Genomic DNA, 21,140 nt, shown 5'->3' on the forward strand with positions numbered 1-21,140 from the left:
TCCAGTTTCTTAGTGTTCGCGTGGATCGAGTGCATCGCGCAGTCCGTCCCCCAAAAGGTTAAAACCAAGCACCACAAGGAAGATCGAAATCCCCGGCCACATGGCCATCCAAGGGGCTTGGTTCAAGAAGTTTTTGGCCGTGTTCAGCATCGACCCCCAGCTGGGCGCCGGAGGTTGCTGCCCGAGACCTAGGAAAGACAGCGACGCCTCGGCAATGATCGCCGTGGCGATGGTCAACGTCGCCTGTACCAGAATAGGTGGCAGCACATTTGGCAGGATGTAACGGCTGAGGATCAGGCGTGTGGGCAACCCGATGGCTTTGGCGCTTTCGACATAATCCTCGGATTTGATATTGATCACCTGCCCGCGTGTAAGGCGGATAAATATCGGCGTGGCCGAAATTCCGATGGCGATCATCGCATTGGTGAGCGAGGGTCCAAGGAACGCAGCCAAAGCAATGGCGAGGATCAGAAAAGGCGCGGCCAACAACGCTTCGGTACAGCGGGAAATTGCGGCATCAGTCCAACCACCAAAGTACCCGGCGACAAGCCCAAGCGGCACACCGAGCAGCACCGCAATGCCAACCGAAACCACTCCAGCCAGCAATGAGGCCTGCGCGCCCCAAATCATCCGAGACAGCACATCACGACCAATTTCATCCGTGCCCAACCAATGCGCCGCACTCGGCGCTTTGCGAACATCACCCCAATCGGTGCTCGCCGGGTCCGGAATAGGCAAAATCGGAGCAGCCAAAGCAATCAGCAGAAAGAAAGCCACCAGAATACCGCCCAGCATGGCGCTGCGATGGCTGCGCAGTTTTTTCCATACCCGGTTTTTCGGCTTGGCTGCCAACACGGGATCGGGCTGCGCGTTTTGAAGCGTGGCGTCCGTCATCTACTGCCCTCTCAGGCGCGGGTTCAGAACAAAATACATCATGTCCGCGAACAGGTTCATAAAGATAAAGCCCACCGCCGTGACGAGCACGATGCCTTGCACAACGGCGTAATCCCGGTTGAACACCGCATCAACAACCAGCTTGCCAAAACCAGGGATGGTGAAGATCTGCTCCGTCAGCACAGCCCCAGCGATCAGCTCGCCAAACAGCAATGCGGTGAGCGTCACGATCGGGGTGAGCGCGTTGCGGAAGCTGTGTTTCAGGATCACCACGCGCTCTGAAAGACCTTTGGCCCGCGCGGTGCGCACATAGTCCGCACTCAGCACGCCCAGCATCGAGGACCGCGTGTGGCGCATCAACGTGGCCGCCAACGCGGTACCAAGCACAAAAGACGGCATCAGCATCGTGCGAATGGATTGGCCAAAATCCACAGACAACGGCACATAACCGGACGCAGGCAACAACTGCCATTTTACCGACACCAGTAAGATCAGCATGATCCCCAGCCAGAAATTCGGGATCGACAGCCCCGACAAAGCGACCACATTGGCCACGTAATCTGTCGCTGTTCCTTTCTTGACAGCGGACAGAATGCCCGCCGGGATGCCAATCACCATTGCAAAGATCATCGACATCACCGCCAGTTGGATGGTCACAGGCAATTTTTCCGCCATCAACTCAGTCACAGGCTGGTTCGAGCGCAGAGAGATGCCTAGATCCCCCTGCAGGGCATTTCCAATCCACGCCAGATATTGCATCGGGATCGGGTCATTTAGACGGTATTTCTCCCGTAAAAACTCCAACACCTCCGGATCACGTTCTTCACCCGCAAGCACCAGCAGCGGATCACCCGGCAACAGCTTTTGCAGGGCAAAAACAAAGATCGAGATCAGGATGATCGTCGGAATGGCGATCAACACACGGCGGGCAAAATATGCGTACATGGGTCAGCCTCTTGCACGAACACCTCGCGCCGCGCATGCGGCGGCGCGAGGCTGTGGGGTCATTCTTCCCAGGTCACATTTTCCAGACGGATCATGCCATCGGGATAAGGCGTAAAGCCCTTCATGTTGTCGTTGTAGGCCCAGATCCATGTGACGTGATACAGGAACAGACGCGGCAGCTCGTCCAGCATCAGTGTCATCGCCTCGTCGTAAAGACCCTTGCGCTCTTCCGTCGTCGGAGCCACACGCGCACCATTCAGCAGCTCATCCATTTTCGCGTCCGAAAACTTGCTGTCGTTGATGCCACCATCCGTGGTCACAAAGGGATGGTTGTTGCCATCGGGATCGACCCGACCAGACCAGCCAATCTGGCTGGCGGTGTAGTCACCGGCGGATTGATCAGCCAGCAAGGTCGCAAACTCTTTTGATGTCAGCTTGATATTGATACCGGCTTGGGCCGCCATCGCCTGAACCACCTGCATCACAGCCAGAGGTTCGGTCGAATTGGGCACCTGTACCTCAAGATCCAGACCGTCAGGGTATCCGGCTTCGGTCAGCAACGCCTTGGCTTTTTCCAGATCAATGCTCTCTACTGGCAGGCTGCTGTTGTACCAAGGTGAGTTCGGCGGGAAAGACTGATTGCCAGGCGCATAAGCCCCTTCAAACACCACCTGATTCAGCGCATTTCGGTCAATCGCATAGCTCAGCGCCTGACGCAGCCGCTTGTCATTGCCCCAAGGATTGTCGCCCTTGTCGCCGTTGTTGATGTTGAAGGTGATGCCTTGATAGCCAAAGGACACCGCACTATCGACAACAAGGTTGCTGTCGCTTTGTGCCTGCGGAATGTCCGTGGCCGCCAAACGCTCCAGCATATCGATATCACCGGATTGCAGGTTGGCCAGACGCACCGTGGTATCGGGGATCGGCAGGAATGTGACACTGTCAAAATGGATCGCATCCGCGTTCCAATAGTCATCGAACTTGGTCAGCACGATCTTGTCTTGGGCCACACGTTCTTCGAACTTGAACGCACCGGAGCAGACAGGGTTCAGACCAAAGTCAGCCCCCGCAGCCGCCGCAGCCGTTGGCGACACCATCATACCTGCGCGATCAGCCAATTGCGCGATCAACGTCGCATCCGGGCCAGCCAGGTTCAGCACAATCTCGTGCTCGCCGGTTACCTCGGTTGACGTGATCGACTTCAACTCAGACTTACGGCGGGACTCGTCCAGGGTTTGCGATCTTTCAATATTCGCTGCCACAGCCTCGGCATTGAAAGGAGTTCCATCGTGAAACACGACGCCCTCGCGTAACGACATGCGAATACTTTTACCATCTGCCGAGGTTTCCCATCCCGTCGCCAGTTGCGGGATGATCTCAAGGTCAGGCGTGATATCGACCAGCTTGTCACACATCGAGGCATAAACAATCCGCCCAACAAAGGTCCGAGACTGATCCGGATCGAGCACATCTGCGTCTGATTGCAGAGCGATCCGCAGGTCTTTGGCAAAAGTCGGGCCCGCTGCAAGCGCAGTGGCGCCCATCAGGGCCGTGAATAGAGCCGTTTTTATAGTCTTCATCCTTCAATCCTCTGCTGTTGTATTCCTGGTTTTGTGAATAACGGTTCCACCAGTGGTCGCTGCGCGATAGAGCGCGAAACGCGCCTCAGCGGTGGCAGATCTCTGAGGGGGCGCCGACGGCGTATGACGACCGGCGATTTGTTCCCAAAAGTGACATGCGGTCTGGTGGCCGCCTCCTGCCAGTGCAGGACTTTCAGCCCGGCACCGGTCTTCGACATACGGGCATCGTGTGTGAAATCGGCATCCAGACGGCGGGTTTGACGGACTGGGCAACTCTCCCAAGAGTTCCGGCCGCGTGTCGCGAGATGAACCATCCATCATCGGGATCGCTGCCAAAAGGGCCTGGGTATAAGGATGGCGCGGCTGGCCAAAGACCTCTTCAGCCGTGCCCATTTCCACAATCCGCCCCAGATACATGACGGCTACGCGATCACTCATATGCCGTATAACACCCAGATCATGCGCAATTACGACCAGCGTCAGACCCAGGGCATCGCGCAGATCAGCCAACAAATTGATAACCTGCGCCTGTACCGACACGTCCAATGCAGAAACCGGTTCATCGCCAATAATCAACTTGGGCTCCGCGGCCAGCGCACGTGCAATACCGATGCGTTGACGCTGCCCGCCACTAAATTCGTGGGGATATCGATCCGCGTGCTCGGGGCGTAGGCCAACTTGCCGCAACAAATGTGCGACCTTTGCCCGCCGTGCTTCCCTGCCTAACTCCGGGGCATGAACTTCCAGAGGCTCGCCCACCAATTTGCCCACGCTCATGCGGGGATTGAGCGATGAGAACGGGTCTTGGAAGATGAATTGCATATCCCCGCGCAAGGCCGTCAGATCCGCACCCCGCGCATGGCTGATGTCAGTACCGTCAAAACGCACCGCGCCCCCTGTCGGCTGCAATAATCGCATCAACACCCGTGCCAAAGTCGACTTGCCACAGCCGGACTCACCAACGATGGCAAAGGTTTCACCCCGTTTGATTTGCAGGGACACACCATCGACGGCCTGCACCGGGCGCTTATTGGACAACCATCGACGCTCGGTTCCAAAGTGTTTGACCACATCAAGGGCTTCGAGAATGACATCATCCGTCATGACGACACCGCCACATGATCTTCTAAAGGCGCGAAATGGCACGCCACTGAATGGCCCCCACCGAGCTCCGTCAAAACAGGGCGCTCAACACAGGTTTCAGCGGCAAACGCACAGCGGGTGCGAAAACGGCATCCTTCAGGCATTTGTGAAATAGTTGGTACGGTTCCCGGAACGATGGCAAGCTGTTCGCCTGGACGATCCATCCGCGGCATCGCACTCATCAAACCAATGGTATAGGGATGCTGCGGATCGTCAAAAACGTCGCGCACCGGCCCCTGCTCAACAACCTGCCCCGCATACATGACCGCAACCGTGTCCGCGATTTCGCCAACCACGCCCAGATCATGAGTGATCATGACGGTACCCATGCCGGTCTCATCGCGCAGATCCCGGATCAACTCGAGGATTTGCGCCTGAATAGTAACATCTAAAGCTGTGGTTGGCTCATCCGCGATCAACACCTTTGGATCATTGGCGAGCGCCATGGCGATCATGACCCTTTGGCGCATACCACCGGACAATTGGTGCGGATATTCATGCAATCGCTGCTCAGGGTTGGCGATACCAACGCGACCCAACATCTCCTTTGCACGCCCCAAAGCCCCCTCTCGGGAACCACCCCGATGACGCTGAACGACTTCGGCAATTTGGTCCCCGATACGAAACGCCGGGTTGAGAGAAGTCATCGGTTCTTGAAAGATCATCGAGACAGTGTTGCCACGCATCTCCGCGGGAAGTTCTTCGCTTGGCAATTCCCAGCCACCCTCAGAAATCGAGAGGAAACCCGAAAAAATTTGAGTATTTTTCTTGGGAAGCAAGCCCATCAAAGCCATAGATGTGACACTCTTTCCGCAACCGGACTCGCCAACCAGACACAAAACTTCACCACGGCTCACACGCAAATTTACGCCTTGGACCACATCATTTTCCTGACCTGCGAACCGCAGAGTCAAATCGGTCAGCTCGAGAAGAGCGGTGCCCAAAGAGGTGTTTTTTGTCTCTTGCTGCAGATGCGTGCCCATCAATGCATTCCGAATCATCAAATCTGAACCAATACTAGATTGGTTTGCATAAATAGCGATAGATATTCCCAATCAGACAAAGAATGACCGGTTTAAGGTCAGCAACTGCAGCCACAACGCCGCTTTCTTAGGCAAGACACTCCCAAAGCGCTGAAGGGTTTCGCATCGCGCTGCCGCGCCCTTGCACCGCATTCCTGCAGTTCGCTGCGCAGGTGCGCGCTCAAAGAACAGCAGATCTTGCCAAACATCGGGCTTAGCCATCTATTGCGGTGCCTGCACCAGTGACGGATCTAGAAACTGGAGATAAACAAACCGGTAAACCCAAAATCAGGAGACCGCCAATGCCCGCGCTTTTGTATCACTGTCCATTCAATTGCTCGCTCGCAGTGCGGTTCGCAGCCACGGAAGGCGGAGTACCGCTGGATATCGAACTGGTTGATTTTGCATCCAAGACGCTGGCCTCGGGAGGGTCCCTTCTGGATGTGAACCCCTTAGGACAGGTATCAACCTTGCGCCTCGAGACAGGAGAACTGCTCACAGAAACCACTGCCTGCCTGCTTTGGGTGCAATCACAGGCTCAGATAAACATGCGCATTCCTGCGGACAATACGGATTATTTTCAATTGGTCCGATGGGTAAGCTTTACCGCCACAGAGCTGCACAAACAGATCTTGCGCGTGGTGTTTTATCCGGAAGCAACGGACCCGGTGAAAGACAACTTTCGCGCGCTTGCGCCAGATCGTCTGGCATTTCTGAACGCGCATCTGAGCACACGCGACTTCCTCGTCGGCAATCGCTTTACAGTGGCAGACGCCTATCTTGTCTGGTTCCTTGTGCTTTCAGCACGCGCGCAAGTGCCAATAGCAGGCTATCCGCACTTGGAGGCCTATTTCGCAAGGCAAGTAGCCCGCCCGAAGATCGCGGCGCTGATTGCCGAAGATGAGGCCACCCGCGCCAAAGCGTGAGATCATGATGCCTTGCACGAGTGCTATACGCAGTGGACAGCGCAATTCTTTACGCAGCCCAACAACACCGAAAAATGACAATGGGGTGGTGAGCACCCTCCCCGTCGATAAAAACCGCGTGCCACACCCTACTGAGCAGACCAAAACAGCAATTGATCCGCCTAGACTTGTAGAACAATACGCCCGATTACTTCACGCTCCTGAAGAGACCGGAAAGCCTCAGCCGCCTGCTCCAAAGGCAAAACGCGATCAATAAGTGGCTGCAGCTCCCCTTCCGCAATCCAACTCATGATCTTGTCGGCTGCCTCCGTGGCTTCGGCCGGGAATTTCTCCGCCCAGGCGCCCTCAAACACGCCGACAACTGAGAAGCCTTTGAGCAGAGGCAGGTTCATCGGCAGGTTTGGAATGTCCCCACTCACAAACCCAATTGGCGTGATGCGCCCGCCCCACCGCATGGATCGGGCAAGCTTTACAAAAGTGTCGCCGCCAACCATCTCAAAGCACACATCCAATCCTTCGCCGCCTGTGAGCTCCTTGATCTGTTCACGCAGATCTCCTTCACGCATGTTGACGACAGCATCCGCGCCCAGATCTTGCAGGACACCCATCTTGGCAACATCGCCCGTCCCCGCAAGAACCCGCGCGCCCAGCATCCGCCCCATGTCAACTGCGGCAAGCCCAACCCCGCCGGTGGCCCCAGTCACCATCAGGGTCTCACCTGGCTTCAACGTGCATCGTTGGACCAGCGCGTGATAGGCGGTCATGTAGTTGTGCAAGACCGTGCAGGCGACGGTAAAATCGACGCTTTCAGGCACCTTGGCGCACTTCCAGTGCTTGGTCACCGCACGTTCCGCATAGCTCCCATGCCACATTTGCCCAACGACCCGGTCCCCCGGCTTAAAGCTCGTGACCTCACTGCCGACCTCAAGAACGATGCCCGCCGCGTCCGTTCCCGGGACATAGGGCAGCGCTGGTTTCAGCTGATAGCCGCCTTCGGCCATCAGCTTGTCCATAAAACTCACAGCGGCGGCATGCACTTCGATGAGCACCTCATCAGCCGCGGGGGTCGGCTCTGGCGCTTCGCCAAGCTCAAGCGCATCCGCGCCCTCAAATTTATTACAAAGTATGGCGCGCATGGCTTAAATCCCCGTGAGTATTGCGTTCTATTCCGCCGCGATATTTGCATCGTTCTCATCGGTTTCGCCATACCCCTTTGGCACGGGAAGGTCTGGCAAACCAGCTGCACGTTTTTGAAGCGCACGGCCAATCACAACGCGGCTGATCTCGGTTGTTCCGTCAACGATCCGCAGCATCTGCGCCAAACGTGATAGGCGATCCAGCCCATACGGCTGCAAGAGCCCCATGCCCCCCAAAACCTGAGTGCACGTGTTGGCAGCCTTTACTGCGGCATCTGGCACAAACCGTTTGGCATGTGCCGCCATAAGTGGCCCTTCGGGGGTACCGAGCGCTTCAGCAGCTTTGCGGTAAAGCAGTTTGGAGGCTTCGAGATCCGTTGCCACCTCGCCCAACATCCATTGGATACCGTCAAGATCGAGGTTTTTGCCGCCAAACATCTTGCGGTTCTTTGAATAGGACAGCGCAGTATCCAGCGCGGCCTGCATCAAACCACAGCATCCAGAAGCGATCGATACCCGTGCGATATCGATGGCCATCAATGACCCCTGAAAGCCCTGGCCAATTGGCAGAATGATGTTGTCTTCGCTGACCACAACATTGTCAAAATACATCTCGGCCAGCGGCAAGAAATTGTAGGACGGTGTGTCATACTTCGGACCAAAGCTGATGCCGGGTGCGTCTGCCGGGATCGCGATCATCGCCATGTCTTTATGGCCCGGATCATCGGAGGTTTTGACAACCGTAAAGTAGATATCGGCCTCGGTCGCCAGGCTCACCCAGGCTTTGGCACCGTTGATTGTCCAGGTGCCGTCATCATTGATGGTGGCACGGGTGTACATCTTCATCGGATCAGATCCGGACTGCGGCTCAGTCAACGCAAAATTCGCAAGCTTACGACCGGAAGTCAGATCGCGCGCCCATCCCTCCTTAAAGGCGTCGGTCCCGTATCCGCAGCCCGCGAAGGTACAAATGTTGTGCATAGAAAGCGCAAAGGCATAGGCGCCATCACCCAGCCCCAATTTTTCATACACCTGAATGCCCTCTGAAAGCGGCAAACCCTGACCGCCCCACTCTTTGGGAGCGTAAAGGCCGGTCAGGCCAGCCGCGCCAGCCTTGTCAGAGGCTTCGCGAGGCCAGGTCTTATTTGTGTTCCAAACATCTACATTGGGCAGGATGACATCGTTGGCATGATCGCGTGCAGCGGCCAAAATGGTTTCGAGATGAGACGACATGGGCTTGGTCCTTTCTGTAGCGCGCAAATATCCAACTTCGCCAAACTCAGTCGGCGAAGAAAATTCGTTTCACGCAGTAAGATGTGCTATGACAGCCAGATAACAGGCTACACCAGCCTCATGCCATCTCGGACGGTGACAACCGATTGTCCAAAAGTGACAAAAAAATTACTTAGGAAAGATGCCGCTGCCGATACGAACTGGGCGTCGCGCCCGTCCATCTGTGAAACGCCTTGTGGAAACTCGCCGCCGAAGAAAAACCAACGTCTTGAGCGATGGCTTCGATACTTGCATCTCCGATTTGCAAGCGGCGAATGGCGATGTCCCGGCGCAAGCCGTCTTTGATGGCTTGAAAAGATGTGCCATCCGCATCCAGTTTGCGGATCAGCGTGCGCGGCGTCATATTGAGCGCCTTGGCAGCCCCTGCCAGATGTGCGTCTTGCCACCCCGATTGATTCAGATAAGCACGGACACGCAGAGACTGCCTGTGCTCCTGTGAGCGCGTAAAGAGCCAGTCACGCGGCGCGTTTTCCAAGAAGCGATCAAGATCATCGGTACTGCGTGTATTGACCGGTCCGAGGGAGGCCTTGGAAAAGCGAATGGACGTGGCGGGCGCACTGAAGGTGACCGGCGCAGGAAAGATAACGGCATAATCCTCCTCAAAAGAAGGACGCTCAAACGCAAATTCCACACACTCCACGGCCACTTCACGCCTGGCCAACCAGGACAAGATTCCATGGGCCAGCTTGAGGATCAGCATATGACCAAAACGCTGCGCATGAGTGTCTGACCGCGGCAGAAGACAGAGCGTTATGCTGCCTTCTGCATCGATCAGCTCAAACTGGTAATCATCAAGCAGCAGGTTCCAGAATGTCGAAAAGCGATAGAGAGCGGAAGATAGCGAGGTCGACTCACGCACCGATGTCAAAAGATGCTGCAAGGCGCGTGCCCTTATCGGACGCGACCACAACCCCATCATCTCATCTCCGGTCTCCACCGCCGCCAGTTGGTAAAGGCGCACCATCTGCTCTAATGTCACCCGCTCCAACGGGGCTTTGTTGCCACATGGAATGCCAGACCGGGCAAGCAACGACGCAAATTGACCCAGCTCACAAAGCCCCTGCAGCGCCCCGAGCCAATCCAGAATGAAGCCGCTCGAAACGGTTGAAAATGAAGATTCTGGTTCGCGTGTCATCGTGGATGACAGTAGCAGCGAATACCGAGGGCTAGAACCAATATCCTTAACGACCCAACAGTGCCATGAACCGCCAGATTCTCTGATGGCAGAAAGGTAAATCAACCTTGCGCTTGATGGGGCTGGCTTTGGACTTGATTGCCCGAATCCTCGCATCGCTCAAAACAGTCATGGGGGTATCTTCCAAAATGCTGCGCGGCACGTCCCCCAGAGATACCCCCGATTGAGGTAGACTTGGCTCGACGTGGCAGGACAACATGAAACAAGACCAATAGAAAAGACTCGCAAATACAGGTTACTATCAGACTAAATGGGACGCAAATGGAAGATTGAGCGGTACCCCACACGGACACTAAAAATGAAGCTATCACACTGTAAATAATATACAAAAATTCACACCTAACGTTCAATACCCCCAAACATACCCCCAACAAAAAAAGAATGCGCTCAACGGAGATCTCTCGCGAGAATGGTAGCTAAAAAGTCGGCTTCGTTTCACCGAAAATGCAGCTTGCATCGAACCCACTACTAATGCTCGTCGAGCTCTAAAAAGATAAATTTTGAACATCGAGAAATCTAATAGTCTTTCAAATGAACAAGGGCGCACGATGAATGCGATCAACGTGCACTGCAACAAGAAGTAATAGCATTACCTTGGGGAAGGTTGTTTTCGGCCCTAAGTTACACTCACTATGAAGCCTGATGCTGCGACGCAGCTGCCCTAAATCGGACCGCAGAAATCTCGTCGTCCTCCAAGGCGAACAGAATAGTAGAGCCCGCCAAACCTTGGTGGTTACCATGTGCCAGAGATCCGCTCTTATCAGATCACCCTAATCTATACCATTGGCACTGACGTCAGACACCAACCATTAACTTTATGTTTTCTCAACTACCTAAGAAAGGGCTTGTGAGTTATTCGTCAAGGCTATCAACATTCGTCATACCTGTAGTCGCCGTATTCAACCCAACTTGTCGCGCCGTTGTCGAAAATCAACAACTCGGACCTGTCCTCCCCCAACAAGGCAACCACGAAGTGAGCTGGCGGCTTGGAGTTTCCAAAATAGCTGTAGGCCGTCATGGCGCGTGTGGTGGCGTCGTTCACTGTGATCAGCGCATCCCATTCAGAGGACGGCTCCTCGAGCATTTCAAATGCTATTTCTCGTTTGATGCCGCCTCCACCACAATAGGTCGCATGGCTGTCATACCCTGTGTCAACGATAGCGGTACCGGATATGGGACAGATTTCCTTCAGCGACTGAATGGCTTTTGCAGATCCAGACAGGTCGAAGCTGGCGTAGCGGAGATCGCTGCCGATTTCTGAAAACTCGAGCCTTTGACCTTTGGCCACCTGATCCCACACGAACAAGAGATCATCGAAGGCCGCAAACTCGATTTCAACCGGGTAGTTGTCAACAATATGGATTGTAGCATTCACGGGCCCCACTTGAAACACCGCATCAGCCTCGCCCTGCGCATTCAGAACCTGTAGGCTCACCTCTTGTGCGTCGCTTATCTTTTGACTGTCCTGATAATTGGGCGGCACAAATCGGAGGCGGTCGCACTGTAGCTCCACACTTGCGGTTTCTTCCTGAGAGAATGCCATAGGCGCGGGCGCCGCGTTGAATGCCCAGTCTGCATGCAGTGTTGTCGCAGTTAAGGCGCTCAAGGCGGTTACTATAAGTGATGTGCGCATCATAACGGTTTCCCCATTCGTGACTGTGAATTTAGGCTGCGCATTGAGCGCCGAGCCCAATGCCGGGCTCAGGTCACCGACGGCTCATAGTCGTTTTCTCCCTTTTGCGATGGTCTGGTGAGCCACCAAATCATCAAAATCGAAAGGGCCAGTTGCAGTATCCAGACGGTGACAAGCCCGCCCACACCCAAAAAAGCGGCTGGGCCGCGCAATGCATCTGCATTTTCCACGTTCTGCTCCAGTACAGAAAACGCAGCGACACCACTCATGAGCAGAACCACGCTCGCCACACTCAAACCCAGGGGCAGCAAGAGATACCAGCCTGGCCGCCCCGTATCATGCAAACGCCGCCAGCCAGCCGCCAGCATCGGCAAAGCGACACCCAACTGGACCAAGGGCGTAATCACTTGCCGCCCTTCTCCTGTTTCAGCATCCACACCAAATAGAAAGCTGTCCAAAATCGCAGAGATGACACTCACCAGAACCACAAAGAGAACGAACCACCAGTATTCGGAGCGTTGCGCTCTTCCGGAGAAGGTGAGGTAGTTTCCAAAGCAGGTTTTCACGGCATCTGTGAACTTCATCTCAAGTCTCCCATTGTTTCGTTCTGGTCTCGCCCTTTTTGAAAGGGTGGCAGCCTCATCCGTTTTGTGTGTCGTCCGGGTCAGCGCCTGTGTCGGCTTCTGTATCGAAAACATCCGGAATATCCTGAAGTGGATCCGGCTCGTCGTGTCCAAGCACATCATCCAGCTGATCAACGGCGCCCGACTCCAAAACGTCCGGGTCCACGGCGGTCAGTTCAGGCGTTGGCAAAGCGGTGCCATCAATCCCAACAGCCACCAGATACGGATCAGACCCAAGATTTTCTGGGTGATCAGGTCCAGTGGGCGTGTTTTGTAGGCCAACGGAGGCGAGATATGGATCTACTGCATCGGGCAAGGACACGTCCGACTGATCCTGCGCAGCGGCAAACGTATCCTGATCGTCTTCGAAAACGACAAAAACGCTCTCCATGACTGGTGACATGGGTTCATCGTGCGACAACATTGGGCTGTCTACGTGATCCACGTGGCCATTGGGATGTTGCGTGGAAACCGTTTGAATACCCACCGCTGCGTTTTGCGTTGTCACTTCAGTTTGAAAGCTGGGCTGTTGGCTGAGGTGATGATCCGAAATCAGGGTGACATCGGAATGGGCGGGATCAATTGTGTAGCTGCCATCACGGTTTTGCGGCACCGCTTGCCCTAGGTGATCCTGCAAGCTGAGGCCCGCAGCAAGATGGCTGATCCGAATGCCAACAATGCTGCCGCCGGCACCATGGTTCGTTATCCGAACATCGAGATCGTAGGCGTAGTGCGGCGGAGGGGCGGCTTGAAAATACCTGCTGTCAAAGCCATGCGGCGGCCCGCCTCTCACCCAGACACCATCATTGGTCATGATGTTCTCGACATCCTTGATTTCTGGGATGTGACGCCATGAATGAGGTCCATGTCGGGAACTGTCATAGCTGCCCAGAACAAGCGTATCGGTGTTTTCTTTGCCCTCGATCTTTTCGTGCGTGGTTCCGCGCAGATAGAAGAAGTCGCTCCCCTTCTCCATGTTGATTTCTTCCCCGCCCATATTTGCGAAGATAAAGACCCTATCGTTATGTTCAGACCCTTTCACTTCGTCATGCACATGGGAAACCACCCGACCGCCGTGGTCGTGCTGCAATTGGTGCATCATCTGATCAAGGTGGGCGTTGTAGCCCCCAGACCCATGCCCACCACCGGCTGTCTGGGATCCGCTTCCAGGAATCTGTGTTGCGTGGCGAACGTCAACACTGACAGCCAGATCTGGCGGAGTGTAGGTTTGAACGACATCTATCTGGGCTGACGCCTGCGTCGTTGCCATGCCATCCGTGACCCCAATGGAAACGGGAATGTCAGCACGATGAACGCCCGAAGCTGGGTGAAAGGTCCAGGTATCTGCGCTGGTGTCGTGCGTGAAGGTGCCAAATTGTCGATCAATCCGCACGGATGAAACCGACAAACTGTCGTGATCCACATCCTGAGCCTGCACGAGCGACAGAAGCTGCGCGGACGTGAAGGTCTTATCTTGGCCCGCATCCGTCTGGCCCAGATCGCGCGCAGAAACTGTGGGGGCATCGTTCACCGGTGTGATGTTGATATGCGCCCTCGCCGGGTTTGACTCCGTATGACCATCATGGGTTGTAAACCTGAAATAGGTATCAGTGCGATGCACATCCGTTGCAGGTTGGAAAACCAGATGCCCAGCCTTCAGATCAGCGGCACTGATCTGCGTATGCGCTGCAACCTGCACCCCGTTGAGCTTCAACACGCCCTGCGATGCGTAGGGAACATCGAGTATGGTGAGGTGATCCAAAGCATCGCCATCGGGGTCGCTATAGTGCAGATCCGAAAGACGGATCGTGATTGGCGTGTCTTCCGGGGTGCTCAGTTGTGGCACGCTGACCGTCAATCGGGGCGCGTCATTTGTGCCTGTCACCGCCCAATGGAACGTGAAGCTGTCGGTTAAGCCGCCACGATCTGTTATGGTCACAGGCACATCTATGGTCCGTACTTCACCGGCCTTCAGCCCCTGATAATCGGCCACGCTGGCATCAAATGTATAGCTGCCGTCCGTGTTCAGAACAAATCCCGGCACAGTCGCTGTTGTTGTAAACTGGTGCGTATCACCAGCGTCAACGTCCAGAACTGACAAATGGCCGCTCTGGAGTGCTCCTTCGGTGACGGCGCCTTGCTGAGAAACCGCGATAGGGGCGTCATTCGTCCCATGGATAGAGAGCGTCACGGTATGATGCGTGCCGTCCTTTGACGTCACGGTGAACGTGTCAGTCAACGGCGCCGATCTCTGCGTCAGTTGCTGAATGGCCGTCTGCGTATTGTCAGCGGTATATGTCCAATGCCCCTGCGCATCGAGCAGCAAGCTGCCGTAACGGCCCGCACCGGCTGCGCCTGACAGCGGAATGAACTCCGCTTCTCCCGGATCTGGATCCGTAATTGTCAGGGTGCCAGAAGTGGAAATAGCGGCCAGCGTTGTGTGATGCCCAAGACCGACATCTTCGGTAACGTTGCCAGTATCAACGCCCGCAATCCGCGCTGAACCATTGGTGCCGGTGACCGTTATGACAAGATTGCGGGTGTCCGTCGCGCCCGCTTTGTCGGTCACAGTAACGGTAATGGTTACATCGCGTGTTTGGCCGTTTGGAATTGTCTGATAGGCCGCATTTGTGGGATCGAAACGCCACGACCCATCTCCACTTATCGAGAATCCGTCCACAGGCTGGGTGATCGAGAAATGGAGCGTGTCGCCGGTATCCACATCCGTCGCTGACATCTGACCTGTGACGCGTTGCCCCCCCTCTGTTGCGGAAGCTGTCGAAGCACTCAGTACCGGGGCATCATTGGTGCCACGCGCAAAAATCTCGATGTGCTGGGTTGCCTTCGAGCCGTCGCTGGACACGGCTTCGACATCAAAACCCATTGCATGCCGCTGACCTGCTCGCATGCTTTGCACGGCACTATTGTTCAGAGCGAAAGCCCAATGCCCGGATGCGTCCACCGTAAAGGTGCCATAGGTATTGGTTGTGGTTTGCGGTGTGAACGACACGCTGTCATGCACGTCAATGTCATGCGCCTGCAGCTGTCCGCTCACCTGCGCCTTTTTGTCCTCAACGACTTCGCCCAACCAACCAGCGCTTGAGGGGGGCGTAGCGATGACAACCCCGTCTTCGTGGCCTTGAATCGTCACCGATATAGGAACCCGCGTCCCATCTTGGGTCACAAGAACGGCCGTTTCACCCAAGTTTTCGCCCGCTTTCAAACCCTGAATGGTCGGGTTCCCATTGTCAGCGAAATACATCCACTTGTCATGTCCATCTGTGCCATGCGTGGTGTGGAATGCGCCATAAGTGCCCTTTATGGTAGAGGCAAAATTCGCTGGCAACTGGTGCAACACGCCACCAACTTCGATGGCGACCACTTGCCCCTCGCCCGTATCGGGATCTGTGATATCCACATTGTGCCATGGGGTTTCAAGCTTGCCAGAAAAACTGATCTTGTCTTCTGTCACACTGCCAGACGTTGCGCCTGTATAAACGGCTCCGTCATTGGTGCCTGTCACGGTGATAACGAGGTTTTGTGTGTCGGTGGCGGTGCCGTCAGTGACGGTGACCGGAATTGTGACCTGTTCGGTCGCGCCAGCCGCAAGATGCTGGTAGGCCGCGTCTGTCGGGTCGAAGTGCCACGAACCATCTGCATTCAGAGTGAACCCCGCAGGTGCCGCCTGGCCGAGTGAATAGGCCAACGTGTCGCCACTATCCACATCCGTCGCCGACATTTGACCCGTGACCGAGGATCCATCCTCCGTCGCAGAGGCCGTCGCAGTGCTTAGGACAGGCACATCATTGGTGCCATGTATCGTGATCTGAATCTCGTGCGTGGTGCCGTCAAGGCTTCGGATCGTCGTTGTGTCGGTTGCGGTCTGACCCGCACCGAGCTGCTGGATGACCTGCAAACGATTGTCGATATAGTAGATAAAATTACCATCTCTCTGCAGCAGAATATGACCGCCAAGGCGCGAGTTATACCCGATCCCCTGATAGGTCTGCGAACCAATATTGGGATCAAACGAGGCTTCGCCGGGATCGGGATCCGTGATGTCCAGCTTGCCATAGACCTGCAGTTCGTAATGGGTGTTGATGTAGCCGCGATCCTCCGTCACCGAAGGTATTTTGACGTCGGTGATGATCGCGGGATCCCCGTCACCGGCGAGTGTCAGGCTTGCGGTTTGCGCCACCGCCCCGCCTTGGCCATCGTTGACGGTGTAACTCAGGCTAACTGGGCCGTTGTAATTGGCATCTGGTGTGAAGGTGAAACCGTTGGCCGCATCCCCGGCAATCGTGCCGTGGCTCGCACTGAGACCTGTGATGGTGAGCTGATCCCCTGTGTCCACATCTGTCGCATGCGCCAAAAGCTGCGCTACCGTGATCGGAACCGACTTGTCTTCCGTGCCGCCCGGAAGCATGACAGGGCCAGTGACGGCAGGTCCGTCATTCGTGCCTGTGACGGTAATCGCCAGGCTTTTTGTGTCCGTCGCGGTGCCATCGGCGACCGTGACGGGGATGGTGATCTGTTCGGTCGCGCCCGCCCCAAGATGCTGGTAGGCCGCATCTGTGGGGTCAAAATGCCAACTGCCATCGGCGTTGAGCGTAAAGCCCGCAGGGGCTGCCTGTCCCAGAGAATAGGTCAGCGTGTCACCGCTATCCACATCTGTGGCCGACATTTGCCCCGCCACCGCGGCCCCATCCTCTGTCGCAGAGGCCGTCGCTGCACTCAAAACAGGCGCATCATTGGTGCCACGGATTGTGATATGGATCTGATGCGTGGTGCCATCAGCAGAGCGCACACGATAGGTTGCGTGCCCCTCTTGACCAGCGGCCAGTTGCTGGACCGCTGCATTGCTGTTGTCGGTCACGTAACTCCAGCTGCCACTGGAATCGATATGCAGGTTGCCGCCAAATGGATCGGAGATCGCATGTTCTCCGAACTGGCTGTACTGGAAGTGCTCTTGGGATGGGCCGTCGGGATCGCTCACTGTCAGCAAACCACTGACCACAATGCGCCCTTTGACATGATCCTCTGTTGCTGACCCCCTGTCTGTACCACCGATGATTGCCGCGTCGCTTACGGCGGCAAGTGTTGTGGTGGCGCCAGTATGGTTGACACCGCCGTGGGCATCTTTGACATCGTAGGTGAAGTGAACCGCACCGTTGTAGTCTCGCGCAGGCGTAAACGTATAGGTGCCGTCGCCATTGTCCCGGATGGATCCGTGATCAGCCCGCAGTCCTGCAATGGACAGCTTGCCTGTATCATTGGCATCTACCTCAACCGTGTTGGCCAAGAGCTGCGCCTTGGTCAGGGTTTGCGCTGTGTCCTCGGTACCGGGCGCAAGCGTGACTTTGGACTCGCAATAAGGGGCATCGTTGCTGCCGTGGATCGTGATCGTGATGTCATGCGCCGTGCCATCCTTGGAATAGACGGTGATTGTGTCGGTGAGCGTCTGGCCTTCACCCAGTTGGTCAATCGCAGTGCCGCGGGTGGTTGGGCGACCATCAAAAAAGCGCGCATTGCCTGCGTCAGCGGAATAGAACCATTCACCGTTCGCACGCAGATTCAAATCGCCATAGGTGCCGTGGTACGTGTAGCCAAGTCCATGAGTGTCAAAGACGGCTTCGCTTTGGTCTGGGTCAATGATTGTGAGTTTCCCGCTGGCATTCAAAGTCTCCGTACCGATCACACCGATACCAGGTTGGTGTTGATCCGGGGATTTATCGACGCCAGCCTTGTCCTCAGTGACATCCCCCGTATCCACACCACCGATCACGGCAGCGTCCCCAACAGCAGCCAGATTGAGCGAGGCGGTCTGCGCCACAGAACCACCATGTCCGTCGGTGACGGTGTAGCTCAGGCTGACTGGACCGTTGTAGTTGGCGGGGGGCGTGAAGGTGAAGCCATGAGCCGCATCGCCCGTGATTGATCCGTGGCTGACTGTTAGGCTGGTCACTGAGAGATGATCGCCCGTGTCGACATCCGTCGCATGTTCCAGCAACTGTGCCGCCGAGATCAGAACCGCCTTGTCTTCTGTGCCCCCCGGAAGCGCGACCGGACCGCTCACAGCCGGACCGTCATTGGTGCCTGTGACAGTGATCACAAGGCTTTGGGTGTCTGTGGCGGTGCCATCGGTGACGATGACCGGGATGGTGATCTGTTCGGTCGCGCCAACCGCGAGATGCTGGTAGGTCGCGTCTGTCGGGTCAAAGTGCCATGCGCCATTGCGATCCATCACAAAACCAGCGACGGGCTGCGCCATTGAAAAGCGCATGTTGTCCCCGACGTCCACGTCGGTTGCGTTCATCTGTCCGGTGATCGAGTGGCCGTCTTCCGTCGCGCTTGCACTAGCAGCGGCAAGCACAGGCGCATCATTTGTCCCATGCACTGTGATCTCAACCGCGTGGTGGGCAGAGCCGTCTAAGCTATTGACCCAGAACCGGTCGGTCACGGTCTCTCCAGCCTTCAGTCCCTGAACGCTGGGGGCGGCATTGTCCAACTGATAGGTCCAGCTGCCGTCTGCAGAGATCGTGAAGGCACCAAATCCGCCGATCCGAGACTGTGCGACAATTTGGGATTCGCCGGTGTCCGGATCCGTAACACTCAGCGATCCGCTGGCGGTGGCAGATTTATCTTCCGTGACGCCGCCTGTGGACACGCCGCCAAAGGTTGCAGCATCATTGGTGCCTTTGACGGTGATCACAAGATTTTGAGTGTCTATGGCGCTGCCATCGGTGACGGTGACCGGGATGATGATCTGTTCGCTCTGCCCCGCCGCAAGATGCTGGTAGGCCGCGTCTGTGGGATCAAAATGCCAACTGCCATCTGCGTTGAGCGTAAAGCCCGCAGGGGCCGCTTGACCGAGTGCATAGGTCAAGCTGTCGCCCGCATCCAAATCTGTGGCTGACATTTGCCCCGTCACCGCGGCCCCATCCTCTGTCGCAGAGGCCGTTGCTGCACTCAGAACAGGCGCATCATTGGTGCCACGGATTGTGATATGGATCTGATGCGTGGTGCCGTCGGCCGATGTCACAGTGAACGCGGTTGTGATGCTCTGACCGGCGCCGAGCCGTTGCACATCCGGCGCGCCGTTGTCTATGGCGTAGGTCCAAGCGCCAGATGGCCCGATGCCAAAGGTGCCGCCCAGGCTGTCCGTTTGTGGTGTGCTGACAAAATGGTCGTCTCCCTTGTCCGGATCAATGATTAACAAGGCCCCGTTGACAACGAGTTGGCCGCTGCTGACGTTGTGATCCTCGGTAACAGCGCCCCCTCCCGTGCCGGAAATAACGGCACGGTCATCGGTGCCATTGATGGTGACAACGATTTCGCGAGTGGTGCCATCAATGGTCGAAACCGTCAGCCTGTCGGTGATCTGCTCGCCTGATTTCAGCCCCTGAACTGCCGGCTGGCTGTTGTCCAGCGTGTAGCTCCAGGTCCCGTCAGGGGCCACTGTGAAGCTGCCATGGGCACCTTGCACCCCGGTCTGAGGTACAAAACCCGCCTGTCCCGCATCTGGATCGGTCACGTCCAGCTTGCCACCCGTGGATTGGGTTTTGTCCTCGGTGACCGCGCCCACTGCCGTACCGGAAATAACCGCGCGGTCATCAGTGCCCGCAACAGTGATCGTAATAGGGCATGAGGTGCCATCGATTGTGCGGACGACAAAAGTTTCTGTGACGCGGTCTTTGGCCAATAGCGCCTGCACTTCGGTTTTGCTGTTGTCGAGAGTGTATTTCCAAGCGCCGGAGCTCTCAATTTCAAGTGTCCCAAGCTTGCCGTGTTCACTTGTCGGCGCAAACGCCGCTTCACCGGGGTCAGGATCCGAAACCGAGAGTTTGCCTGAGGCGGTTTGCTGCAGATCCTCTGTTGCCGCCCCTTTTGAGAGACCAGAAACCACCGCTGCATCCGGGGTGTTCACAATGTTAAAGGGCAGCAGTGCGGTTGCAGTTTGTCCATCGGGCTGTGTTACGGTTATGCCAATTGCGCCGCTGCCAAACCAATTGGCCGCTGGAATGAGTTGGATGCCCGTGAGTGGTGTCCCCGCAGGAACAACCCATCCTCCGGTTGGATCAGGGTGCCCCGCCGAAAGCGTGGCCCCCGGTGGCAGTCCATGAAAATGCGTCGTAACGCTGTTTGAGTGGGCCCCACCATCCACAGCTGATACCATCAGCTTCAGAGGGCGGTCTTCAAAGCCCGTCGCCGTCATGGCTACAACAGCGGGGCCATTGGGATGGCCTGCAAACGCAAGCTGTGTTGACTGGGCCTGAGTGGGAACCTGCCCGCCGGTTGGCTCGCCCCTCATTTGGGGCGCTATTTCGACAGTGTGGCCGACACTATCCCCAAGCGAGGCCAAGGGGATCCGCAAGGTGCCGAGCTGACCTTCCGCGCCGGGCATATGCTGCGCGCCGGGCAGTACGTTCAAAAGATCGGAAACCTGCGTGGGTGCCACCGGAGGCACTACGGCGCGCGCGGCGCCTTGCATAGGCAGATCTTCCGGATCTTGCCCGGAGAGCTCATTGATCGCGCTTATAGGGATTTGAAAGCTTCGGCCATCTGTCCGACCGCTTGGCAGAGCTGGATCCGCTTCGCCCCCTTGGCTGGAGCGTTCTGTTTCTGGGCCCATGTCTATCGGATCGAACACAACCCATCCAAATCCCTCCTCTGACAGTCCCTCTCGGAGTGACGGCTTTTGGGCTTTGGGGTCGTCTTTCGAAGGTAAATCGGACATGGAAACCTCGTGA

12 protein-coding genes are annotated in these 21,140 nt (G+C 56.3%); 1 reads left to right on the forward strand and 11 read right to left on the reverse strand.

The window, feature by feature from the left end:
• Window positions 1-9: 9 nt before the first annotated feature.
• From J7412_RS13250 to J7412_RS13270, 5 genes are read right to left on the reverse strand one after another with little or no spacing between them, the layout of a single operon-like run.
• Entirely contained in the window at window positions 10-894 is an 885-nt protein-coding gene (locus J7412_RS13250) for an ABC transporter permease (protein ID WP_209079058.1), read from the reverse strand.
• Window positions 895-1,839, reverse strand: coding sequence for an ABC transporter permease (locus J7412_RS13255; protein WP_209079059.1), 945 nt, complete (start codon window positions 1,837-1,839; stop codon window positions 895-897).
• 59 nt (window positions 1,840-1,898) lie between these two features.
• Entirely contained in the window at window positions 1,899-3,419 is a 1,521-nt protein-coding gene (locus J7412_RS13260) for an ABC transporter substrate-binding protein (protein WP_209079060.1), read from the reverse strand.
• Window positions 3,420-3,422: 3 nt separating this feature from the next.
• Window positions 3,423-4,523: a dipeptide ABC transporter ATP-binding protein gene (locus J7412_RS13265; protein WP_209079061.1), complete on the reverse strand. Its 1,101-nt coding sequence runs from the start codon at window positions 4,521-4,523 to the stop codon at window positions 3,423-3,425.
• Window positions 4,520-5,545: an ABC transporter ATP-binding protein gene (locus J7412_RS13270; protein ID WP_209079062.1), complete on the reverse strand. Its 1,026-nt coding sequence runs from the start codon at window positions 5,543-5,545 to the stop codon at window positions 4,520-4,522. Before J7412_RS13270 ends, J7412_RS13265 begins: the two co-directional genes overlap by 4 nt.
• A 341-nt stretch (window positions 5,546-5,886) precedes the next feature.
• Here J7412_RS13270 and J7412_RS13275 point away from each other — a divergent pair, with 341 nt between their 5' ends.
• Window positions 5,887-6,510 carry a glutathione binding-like protein gene (locus J7412_RS13275; RefSeq protein WP_209079063.1) on the forward strand — a complete coding sequence of 208 codons (624 nt, stop codon included), beginning with the start codon at window positions 5,887-5,889 and terminating at the stop codon, window positions 6,508-6,510.
• Window positions 6,511-6,671: 161 nt separating this feature from the next.
• Here J7412_RS13275 and J7412_RS13280 read toward each other — a convergent pair whose 3' ends face one another.
• The 6 genes from J7412_RS13280 to J7412_RS13305 form a co-directional block, all read right to left on the reverse strand.
• Window positions 6,672-7,646: an NADPH:quinone oxidoreductase family protein gene (locus J7412_RS13280; protein WP_209079064.1), complete on the reverse strand. Its 975-nt coding sequence runs from the start codon at window positions 7,644-7,646 to the stop codon at window positions 6,672-6,674.
• Between the two features lie 27 nt (window positions 7,647-7,673).
• Complete coding sequence (locus J7412_RS13285) at window positions 7,674-8,879, reverse strand: acyl-CoA dehydrogenase family protein (RefSeq protein WP_209079065.1); 1,206 nt, start codon at window positions 8,877-8,879, stop codon at window positions 7,674-7,676.
• A 172-nt stretch (window positions 8,880-9,051) separates the two neighbouring features.
• Window positions 9,052-10,074 (reverse strand): AraC family transcriptional regulator, encoded by a 1,023-nt coding sequence (locus J7412_RS13290; RefSeq protein WP_209079066.1) that lies wholly within the window; start codon window positions 10,072-10,074, stop codon window positions 9,052-9,054.
• 928 nt (window positions 10,075-11,002) lie between these two features.
• Window positions 11,003-11,770, reverse strand: coding sequence for a hypothetical protein (locus J7412_RS13295; protein WP_209079067.1), 768 nt, complete (start codon window positions 11,768-11,770; stop codon window positions 11,003-11,005).
• A gap of 65 nt (window positions 11,771-11,835) precedes the next feature.
• Window positions 11,836-12,351 carry a DUF805 domain-containing protein gene (locus J7412_RS13300; RefSeq protein WP_209079068.1) on the reverse strand — a complete coding sequence of 172 codons (516 nt, stop codon included), beginning with the start codon at window positions 12,349-12,351 and terminating at the stop codon, window positions 11,836-11,838.
• A 55-nt stretch (window positions 12,352-12,406) separates the two neighbouring features.
• Complete coding sequence (locus tag J7412_RS13305; RefSeq protein ID WP_209079069.1) at window positions 12,407-21,127, reverse strand: VCBS domain-containing protein; 8,721 nt, start codon at window positions 21,125-21,127, stop codon at window positions 12,407-12,409.
• Window positions 21,128-21,140 lie beyond the last annotated feature (13 nt).

It is taken from the genome of Shimia sp. R9_3 (assembly GCF_017743755.1).
Taxonomy (GTDB): domain Bacteria; phylum Pseudomonadota; class Alphaproteobacteria; order Rhodobacterales; family Rhodobacteraceae; genus Shimia.